This is a genomic window from Phenylobacterium sp., from assembly GCF_024508875.1.
GTDB lineage: Bacteria > Pseudomonadota > Alphaproteobacteria > Caulobacterales > Caulobacteraceae > Phenylobacterium.
The window spans coordinates 1-7,572 of the sequence record NZ_JANINU010000103.1 but is presented as its reverse complement, the minus strand read 5'-3'; the positions used below and the strand labels follow the sequence as shown (position 1 = coordinate 7,572).

Here is a 7,572-nt window from a genome sequence, read left to right as displayed (position 1 = left end):
GGTGGCGTGAGACAATCGCGCAGGGAGTGACCCGATGAACATCGCCGCCGAACGGCCCCAATCCAGCTTTGGCCTGAGCCCGCAGGACGAACTCAACGACCTGCGCATGTCGGACAAGGCGCTGCCGCTCTACAACAAGGTGAAGGAGTTCATCCGAGAAGTGGCCGAGCCGGCCTCCGAGGAATGGCACCGCCTGGGCGAGGGCCGTCCGGACGTCTGGCAATACGCCCCCGGCCAGCTCGAAGTGCTGGAAGCCGCGAAGGAAAAGGCCAAGGCCGCCGGCCTGTGGAACTTCTTCCTGCCCGACGCCGAGACGGGCGAGGGTCTTTCCAATCTGGATTACGCTTATATCGCGGTGGAACTGGGCAAGGTGCGCCTCGCCTCCGAAATCATGAACTGCGCCGCGCCGGACACCGGCAACATGGAAGTGCTGGAGCGCGTCGGCACTCCCGAGCAGAAGAAGCAGTGGCTGGAGCCCCTGCTGAAGGGCGAGATCCGCTCGGCCTACTGCATGACCGAGCTGAACACGGCCTCGTCCGACGCCAAGAACATCGACACCCGCGCCGTGCGCGTGGGCGACGAGTACATCATCAACGGCGAGAAGCACTACATCTCGGGCGCCGGCAGCCCGCGCTGCAAGGTCATGATCTGCATGGTCAAGACCGGCGGCGAGCATGATCCGCCCCACCTGCAGCAGTCGCAGATCCTGGTGCCGCTGCCCTGCGAAGGCGTCGAGATCGTCGGCGGCCAGCACGTGTTCGGCGACCCCGACGCGCCGCACGGCCACATGCACATCCGCTTCAACAACGCCCGCGTGCCGGCCTCGAACATGCTGCTGGGCGAAGGTCGCGGCTTCGAGATCAGCCAGCTTCGCCTGGGCCCCGGCCGCATCCACCACTGCATGCGCGCCATCGGTTCGGCCGAAAAGGCGCTGGACCTGATGGTGACCCGCGGGATGAGCCGGGTGGCGTTCGGCAAGCCGATCATCCAGCTCGGCGGCAACCTCGAGATCGTCAGCCGCGCGCGGATCGAGATCGAGGCCATGCGCCTGATGGTGCTCAAGGCCGCCAAGGCCATGGACGTCCTGGGCAACCGCGAAGCCCGTATCTGGATCCATATGGTCAAGGCCATGGTGCCCGAGCGCGTCTGCAAGATCATCGACCAGGCGATCCAGATGTACGGCGCCCTGGGGGTCTCGCAGCACACCCCGCTGGCCCGCATGTACGCCAACACCCGCACGCTGCGCATCGCCGACGGCCCGGACGAGGTGCACCACATGGTGGTCGGCCGCAACGAGCTGCAGCAGTACCGCGAAATGCCGGCCGACCCGTCGATGGCGGCGGTGTTCCGGAACTAGATCGCTTTTGGCGCACCTTCTCCCCTTGCGGGAGAAGGTGTCGGCGTCAGCCGACGAATGAGGGGTCGCCCGGTGTGTCCGGCGACCCCTTTTTCGTTGATGCAGGGTGGCTGGCGCGACCCCTCATCCGTCTCGCTTCGCGAGCCACCTTCTCCCGCAAGGGGAGAAGGGCAGCGGCGCCGCGCGCTTGGCGTTCGCCGGAGCTTGGGTGTAAGCGAACGGTGATCCGTCATGGACACGGCATTCGAGATACCTCGCCGGGCTGAGGCCCAGGCGCATACCGGAGCGCTCGCCCTTGGGCTCGCAGCGCCCGCTCCGTCCCGCGCGCGACGCGCAGCAGACCTGCGACCGGAGGCGGCCTGTGCCCGCCTTCCGGGGTGGGTCGCAACTCCGGAGGATACCCATGAACCTGATTGCAGCCGCCTTCGTGGTCTGCATGGCCTTCGTCACGGCCACGCTCTCGGGCGTGTTCGGGATGGCGGGCGGCCTCGTCCTGATGGGGGCGCTGGCCCTTGTCCTGCCCGTGCAGGGGGCTTTCGTCACCCACGGCATACTTCAGCTTGTCGCCAACGGTTGGCGCTCGATCCTGCATCGTAAGTACGTCCGCTGGGATATCGTCGGCTGGTACGCGCTGGCCTCGCTCGTGGCGGGCCTGGTGGTCGCCTTCCTCAGCTTCACACCGTCCAAGCCGCTGCTGTTCCTGCTGCTGGGCCTGGTGCCGGGACTGACCTGGCTGCCGCAGAAATGGATCAACCTCGACGCCTCGCGGCCGCCGCAGGCCTTCCTGTCGGGGCTGTCCGTGACCGGCTTGAACCTCACGGCCGGGGTGGCTGGCCCGCTGCTCGACATCTTCTTCGTGCGCACGGAACTGACACGACACGCGATCGTGGCGACCAAGGCCGCGACCCAGGTGTTCGCCCACCTGGCCAAGATCCTGGTCTATGGCGCCCCGCTGGTCGCCGGCTCGCGCGTCGGGATGCCGCCGGCGTGGGTGTTCATCCTGGCGATCCCGCTGTCGATGGCCGGCACCGCTGTCGGGGGCCTGATCCTGAACCGCATGAGCGACGTGAACTTCAAGCGCTGGACCCGCTGGATCGTCACGGGCGTGGGGGCGACCTACCTCGTGCAGGCCGCGCAACTCATGCTGGGGTGAGGCGCCCCCGGCGGTGCGCGCCGCGCTCTCGTCTTCCAAAAAAAGAGCCGGGCCAAATCTGGCCCGGCTGGGGAAGTCTTTAGGGAGGAAACGCCCAGGAATGGGCACGCCTGAGGTATGTCGTCCCGAAGTGGTTGCAAGGGCCGCAAACCAGGTTTTTTGACGCTGTGTGTGGAAAATTCGCCGGGGGCCATCGAATGGTCTGGCTTGTTCGGGGAAATTGGCCGTTTCAGCCAGACCGCAGGGCGGCCTATGGCGGCGCTCCATGGTCAAAGGATATGTCATGAAGCTCGAACACCAGGTCCTGGAGAACCGCTTCGTGCGGTTGGAGCCGATGGCCGACGGCCATCGCGAGGGCCTGCGCGCGGCCACCAACGCGGACCAGCGCATCTGGACCGAGCTCTATCCCTTCTCCTGGGCGAACGAGCACTTTGAGCCGACGTGGGACAAGCTGATGGCCGACCAGGCCGCGGGGAACACCCAGCCCTACGCGGTGGTCGCCGGCGGCGAGGTGGTGGGGCTTACGACCTTCTACGCCATCGACCCGCCGAACAGCGTGCTGGAGGTGGGCGGCACCTACTATCGGCCCGAGGTGCGGGGTGGGGCGGTGAACCCGGCCGCCAAGCGCCTCATGATGGCCCACGCCTTCGACTGCGGCGCCCGCCGGGTCGTCTATCGCGTCGACGCGCTGAACGCGCGCAGCCGGGCGGCCGTGATCAAACTCGGCGCCGTACAGGAGGGCATCCTGCGGGCGGACCGGCTGACCTGGACCGGCCGAATCCGCGACACCGTGATCTTCTCGATCCTGGCGGACGAGTGGCCCGCGGTGCGCGAGCGGCTGGACGCGCGGCTCGCGGCGCTGGCGTCCTAAGCCAGCGTCACCGCCCGCCCTTCCCGCTCGGGGAAGAAGACCTTGTCGGCGTTCTCCGCCACCTCCTGCGCGGTGTACGGACGGCCGGGCGTGAAGCCGGGGGTCTCCAGCATCTTGATCTCGCGGACGCCGCGGGAGGAGACGCCGAGAATCTTGCCGGAATGGTCCGCGGCCAGGTCCGAGACCATGTAGAGCACGCCCGGGGCGACATTCTCCGGCAGGCTCAGCGGATCGGGCTCGCGGCCCTGGCGGCCGGGCAGGTCGGAGGTCATGCGGGTGTAGGCGCCCGGCGCCAGGCCCATGACCCGGATGTTGTACTTGCGCCCCTCGATGGCCATCACCCGGACCATGCCGTAGATGCCGGCCTTGGCGGCGCCGTAGTTGGCCTGGCCGAAATTGCCGTAGAGGCCGGAGGTGGACGACGTCAGCACCATCGCGCCGCCGCCGTGGTCCTTCATGTGCTTCCAGACGGGGAGCGCACAGCAGTAGGTCCCCTTGAGGTGGACCTTGATGACCTTGTCCCAGTCCTCCTCGGAGGTGTTGGCAAAGGTCTTGTCGCGCAGGATGCCGGCGTTGCAGACCAGGATGTCCACCTGGCCGAACGCGTCCAGCGCGGTCTTCAGGATGTTCTCGCCGCCCTGGACCGTGGAGACGTCGTCGCCGTTGGCCACGGCGCGGCCGCCCTCCGCGAGGATCTCGTCGACGACCTTCTGCGCGGCGGAGACCGACCCGGATCCCGACCCGTCGCGCGGGCCGCCCAGATCGTTGACGACGACCGCGGCGCCTTCCCTGGCGAACAGTTTCGCGTAGGCCTCGCCCAATCCGTTGCCCGCGCCGGTTATGATGGCGACCTTGCCGTCGAGCAGTCCCATGGCCTTCCTCCCATACCGTTGTTTGGAAGGATCATCGGACTCCCGGTGCCGGGCGCCAAGGCCCGATCAGGCGCGCTTGCGCTGGGCGACGCGGGTCGTCTCGGAGCGCGACAGGCGATCAAGCTGCATCCGCCACTGGCGTGCGGCGTCGGCCCAGTCCTTGCGGGCGTCCCCCTGCGCCACGCGGGCGAGCTTCTCGCACTCGCGGGCCTCTTCTCGGCAATAGGCTTCCCAGGTCATGCTCGAGATACGCGCGCTTTGGCGCTGCGGTTTCGTCAGGGGCGAAAATTCTTTGAAATTAAGGATTTCCGCCTCGGTAGCGTTAACGAAAAAGTTCAGGGCGCCCGCCGGTAGCGCCAGGCCTGGGAGGCCTGCCGACCGTTCACCAAGCCCTCGATCCGCGCGCAGAGATCCTCCCCACAGCGGCGGTAGATCACGCGTTGGGGAAAGTCATGGGCGGCGTTCTCGAACACCATTTCCTCGCCGGCATCGGGCCGGAGGACGAAGGGCGTCGGCGGCTGGCCCGGCAGGACGGCGGTGAAGGTGAGGCCCGCCGGCTCGACCGTGATCTTCATGTGCTCGATGCGCGGCGGCCGGCGCGGACGGTTGGTCTGGCCCGCGCCGGCCATGGCGCCGTCCAGCGGCGCGAGCCAGGTCTCGCGCGTGACCACGCCGTCCCTTTCCTCGATCCAGCTCCCGGCCATCCAGCCGAGCTTCAACAGGTCATCCGCCGGCGCGGCGTGGGCGGGCACGGCGAACGTGATGGCGATCAGGGCGATGAGGGCGATGCGCATGGGTTTTCTCCGGCGCATCAGGCTTAACCGTGGGGCGCGGCCCGCGCTTGTACGATTGCGTCATCCTCGACAAGGTGAACAGCGAGGCCCGGCTTGGCGGCCAGGAACTCGGTCGGCGTGCAGCCCAGGAAGCGACGGAAATCGCGGGCCATCTGCGGGTGGTCGAAATAGCCGGCCGCCTGGGCCGCGTCGGTCCAGCTCGCAACGTCCTCGGTCTGCAGAATCTCGAACAGCCGACGGAAGCGGAGGACCGAGGCCAGCATGCGCGGGGGCACGCCGACCGCTTCCAGGAACCGCCGCTGCAGCATGCGCGGCGACAGCTCGACCTTGGCCGCCAGTTCGTCCAGCGGGATGCGACCCTCGCTGCCCCGCAACTCGGCGGCGGCCGAAGCGATGCGGCGGTCGTAGAATTGATCGTGGAGCCGCTCGGCGACGTAGGCGGCGGCAGCGGCCAGACGCTGGGTTTCGTCCGGAACGTCGCGCAGGTCGGGTGCGCCAGCGAGCGGCAGGCGCCGGTCGGTGAACGGATTGACGTGGCTCTGCAGGAACGGCGCGGCGCCGACGGTGCGGAAGCGGACGCCAACGACGCCAGCGGGCTCGCGGGCCAGGAGGTGCAGCGGGCGGGTGAGTTGGCCGGCGAAGAGGGCGCGGGGTTGCGGCGTCCAGGCCTGGCCGTCGCGCTCGAGATAGGGCGCGCCCCAGTGCAGGATCAGTTCGCAGCGCCCGTCGGGCACGATGCGCTGCGGCTCGTCGGCGTCGTGTCCCTCGAACACCCAGAGGCAGTGGACGTACTTCCTGAGGGACGCAGGCGGGGGGAACTCGGCGTATCTCACTTGCCGCGCCGGGCCCGGAAGAAGCCGCGGAGCAGGCCGCCGGCCTCTTGCGCCAGGACGCCGCCTTCGACGGCGGGTCGCCAGTGGCAGGTGGGCTGCTCGAAGAAACGGGGCCCGTTCACCACCGCGCCGCCCTTGGGGTCCTCGGCGCCGAACACCACCCGGCCGATACGGGCGTGGCTGATGGCGCCGGCGCACATGGCGCAGGGTTCCAGGGTGACGTACAGGGTGAGGTCGGTGAGGCGATAGTTGCCCAGCTTCTGCGCCGCGGCGCGGATGGCGACGATCTCGGCGTGAGCGGTCGGGTCGTGGCTGCCGATCGGCTGGTTGGCCCCCACGGCGACGACCTCGCCCGAGGCCGGATCGACGATCGCGGCGCCTACGGGCGTCTCGCCGGCCGCGGCTGCGGCTTGCGCGGCTTCGAGCGCGATGCGCATTGTCCGGTGATCATGGTCCACGATCCACTACGACCCCAGCGCGACGACCCAGGTCAAGCCCACGACGACGACGACGGGGCGCCCGACGCCGAGGGCGGCGAACGCGTCGCCAAGCTGCTGGCCCGCGCCGGCGTCGGCTCGCGCCGCGACGTGGAGCGGCTGATCGGGGAAGGCCGCGTGGCGATCAACGGCCGCACGCTGGACACGCCCGGCGTGAAGGTGGAGCCCGGCGACATTGTCACGGTCGACGGCGACGTGGTGGGCGAGCCCGAGCCGGCGCGCCTGTTCCGCTACCACAAGCCCGTGGGGCTGGTGACGACGCACAAGGACCCGAACGGCCGCCCGACGGTGTTCAAGGCGCTGCCCGACGGCCTGCCGCGGCTGATCTCCGTGGGCCGCCTGGACATCAACTCCGAAGGCCTGCTGCTGCTCACCAACGATGGCGAACTGGCCCGCGCGCTGGAGATGCCGACCACCGGAATCGTCCGCCGCTATCGCGCCCGGGCGCACGGGCGCACCACGCAGGAGCGCCTGGACCGGCTGAAGAACGGCGCGACGGTGGACGGCGTCCGCTACGGGCCGATCGAGGCCAAGCTGGACAAGGCCAAGGAAGGGCCGCAGGGCGCGAACCTGTGGATCACGGTCACCCTGCACGAGGGCAAGAACCGCGAGGTCCGCAAGGTGCTGGAATCCATCGGGCTGAAGGTGAACCGGCTGATCCGCCTGGCCTACGGGCCGCTGGCCCTCGGAACCCTGGGCGTCGGCGAACTGGAAGAGGTGGGGCCGCGGGTGATCCGCGAGCAATTCGCCGAGCACATCGACCCGGCCAACTTGCCCAGGGGCGAGCGGCCGCAGTACCGGTCGCCGCGCAAGAGCGCCTCGCGCCGGGCGCAGGAGGAGGCCAAGGTCGCCGCCGACCTGGCGGCTCCGCCGGTGCGCGGTCCGAAGGAGAAGCCTGCCTACAAGGCCGGCTGGGCCAAGCCGAAGCCGAAGGCCACTACGCACGCGCCCAAGAAGCCGCGGCCGGCCGCAAAGGCCAAGCCGGCGAGGCCGGTGAAGGCGCCGAGCCGCCCGGACATCATCGACAAGGCTACAGCGACTGGATTGAAGCGGGGGGGCGGCCCCGGCGCAGGCCCTCGCGGGCCGAAACCGTCCGGACAACGGCCTGGAAGCTCCGGCGCTCGTCGGCCAGGCCCTCCCAGATCGGGCGGTCGAGGGCCGCGCGGGTGAGGCGCTTGGCGTAGGCGATCCCGTC

Annotated in this window: 9 protein-coding genes; 4 read left to right on the top strand and 5 right to left on the bottom strand. The window is 69.3% G+C overall.

The window, feature by feature from the left end; translation table 11 throughout:
* The first annotated feature begins 34 nt into the window (after positions 1–34).
* From Q0L11_RS09175 to Q0L11_RS09165, 3 genes are all read left to right on the top strand, one after another.
* A complete protein-coding gene (locus tag Q0L11_RS09175; RefSeq protein ID WP_296596826.1) occupies positions 35–1,357 on the top strand; it encodes an acyl-CoA dehydrogenase family protein in 1,323 nt (440 codons plus the stop codon).
* 403 nt (positions 1,358–1,760) lie between these two features.
* Positions 1,761–2,510: a sulfite exporter TauE/SafE family protein gene (locus tag Q0L11_RS09170; protein ID WP_296596825.1), complete on the top strand. Its 750-nt coding sequence runs from the start codon at positions 1,761–1,763 to the stop codon at positions 2,508–2,510.
* 283 nt (positions 2,511–2,793) lie between these two features.
* Positions 2,794–3,381 (top strand): GNAT family protein, encoded by a 588-nt coding sequence (locus tag Q0L11_RS09165; protein WP_296596824.1) that lies wholly within the window; start codon positions 2,794–2,796, stop codon positions 3,379–3,381.
* On the opposite strand, the gene Q0L11_RS09160 is transcribed toward Q0L11_RS09165, so the two are convergent.
* The 5 genes from Q0L11_RS09160 to tadA all read right to left on the bottom strand — a co-directional run bounded on the left by Q0L11_RS09160 (position 3,378) and on the right by tadA (position 6,317).
* Positions 3,378–4,253, bottom strand: a complete 876-nt coding sequence (locus Q0L11_RS09160; protein WP_296596823.1) for an SDR family NAD(P)-dependent oxidoreductase — start codon at positions 4,251–4,253, stop codon at positions 3,378–3,380. The genes Q0L11_RS09165 and Q0L11_RS09160 overlap by 4 nt on opposite strands.
* 66 nt (positions 4,254–4,319) lie before the next feature.
* Positions 4,320–4,493: a hypothetical protein gene (locus Q0L11_RS09155; RefSeq protein ID WP_296596822.1), complete on the bottom strand. Its 174-nt coding sequence runs from the start codon at positions 4,491–4,493 to the stop codon at positions 4,320–4,322.
* Between the two features lie 95 nt (positions 4,494–4,588).
* Entirely contained in the window at positions 4,589–5,047 is a 459-nt protein-coding gene (locus tag Q0L11_RS09150) for a DUF6265 family protein (RefSeq protein WP_296596821.1), read from the bottom strand.
* 23 nt (positions 5,048–5,070) lie between these two features.
* Positions 5,071–5,880, bottom strand: coding sequence for a helix-turn-helix domain-containing protein (locus tag Q0L11_RS09145; protein WP_296596819.1), 810 nt, complete (start codon positions 5,878–5,880; stop codon positions 5,071–5,073).
* Positions 5,877–6,317, bottom strand: a complete 441-nt coding sequence (gene tadA, locus Q0L11_RS09140; RefSeq protein ID WP_296596818.1) for a tRNA adenosine(34) deaminase TadA — start codon at positions 6,315–6,317, stop codon at positions 5,877–5,879. Before tadA ends, Q0L11_RS09145 begins: the two co-directional genes overlap by 4 nt.
* Before the next feature lie 12 nt (positions 6,318–6,329).
* Here tadA and Q0L11_RS09135 point away from each other — a divergent pair, with 12 nt between their 5' ends.
* On the top strand, positions 6,330–7,547 hold the full coding sequence (locus Q0L11_RS09135) for a pseudouridine synthase (RefSeq protein WP_296596817.1): 1,218 nt from the start codon (positions 6,330–6,332) through the stop codon (positions 7,545–7,547).
* Positions 7,548–7,572 lie beyond the last annotated feature (25 nt).

What these genes read in the sequence shown, in the direction of transcription:
- Q0L11_RS09155 (WP_296596822.1), bottom strand. Translation starts at nt 4,493, where the DNA reads ATGACCTGGGAAGCCTATTGCCGAGAAGAGGCCCGCGAGTGCGAGAAG.
- Q0L11_RS09170 (WP_296596825.1), top strand. Translation starts at nt 1,761, where the DNA reads ATGAACCTGATTGCAGCCGCCTTCGTGGTCTGCATGGCCTTCGTCACG.
- Q0L11_RS09175 (WP_296596826.1), top strand. Translation starts at nt 35, where the DNA reads ATGAACATCGCCGCCGAACGGCCCCAATCCAGCTTTGGCCTGAGCCCG.
- Q0L11_RS09135 (WP_296596817.1), top strand. Translation starts at nt 6,330, where the DNA reads ATGGTCCACGATCCACTACGACCCCAGCGCGACGACCCAGGTCAAGCC.
- tadA (WP_296596818.1), bottom strand. Translation starts at nt 6,317, where the DNA reads ATGCGCATCGCGCTCGAAGCCGCGCAAGCCGCAGCCGCGGCCGGCGAG.
- Q0L11_RS09150 (WP_296596821.1), bottom strand. Translation starts at nt 5,047, where the DNA reads ATGCGCATCGCCCTCATCGCCCTGATCGCCATCACGTTCGCCGTGCCC.
- Q0L11_RS09165 (WP_296596824.1), top strand. Translation starts at nt 2,794, where the DNA reads ATGAAGCTCGAACACCAGGTCCTGGAGAACCGCTTCGTGCGGTTGGAG.
- Q0L11_RS09160 (WP_296596823.1), bottom strand. Translation starts at nt 4,253, where the DNA reads ATGGGACTGCTCGACGGCAAGGTCGCCATCATAACCGGCGCGGGCAAC.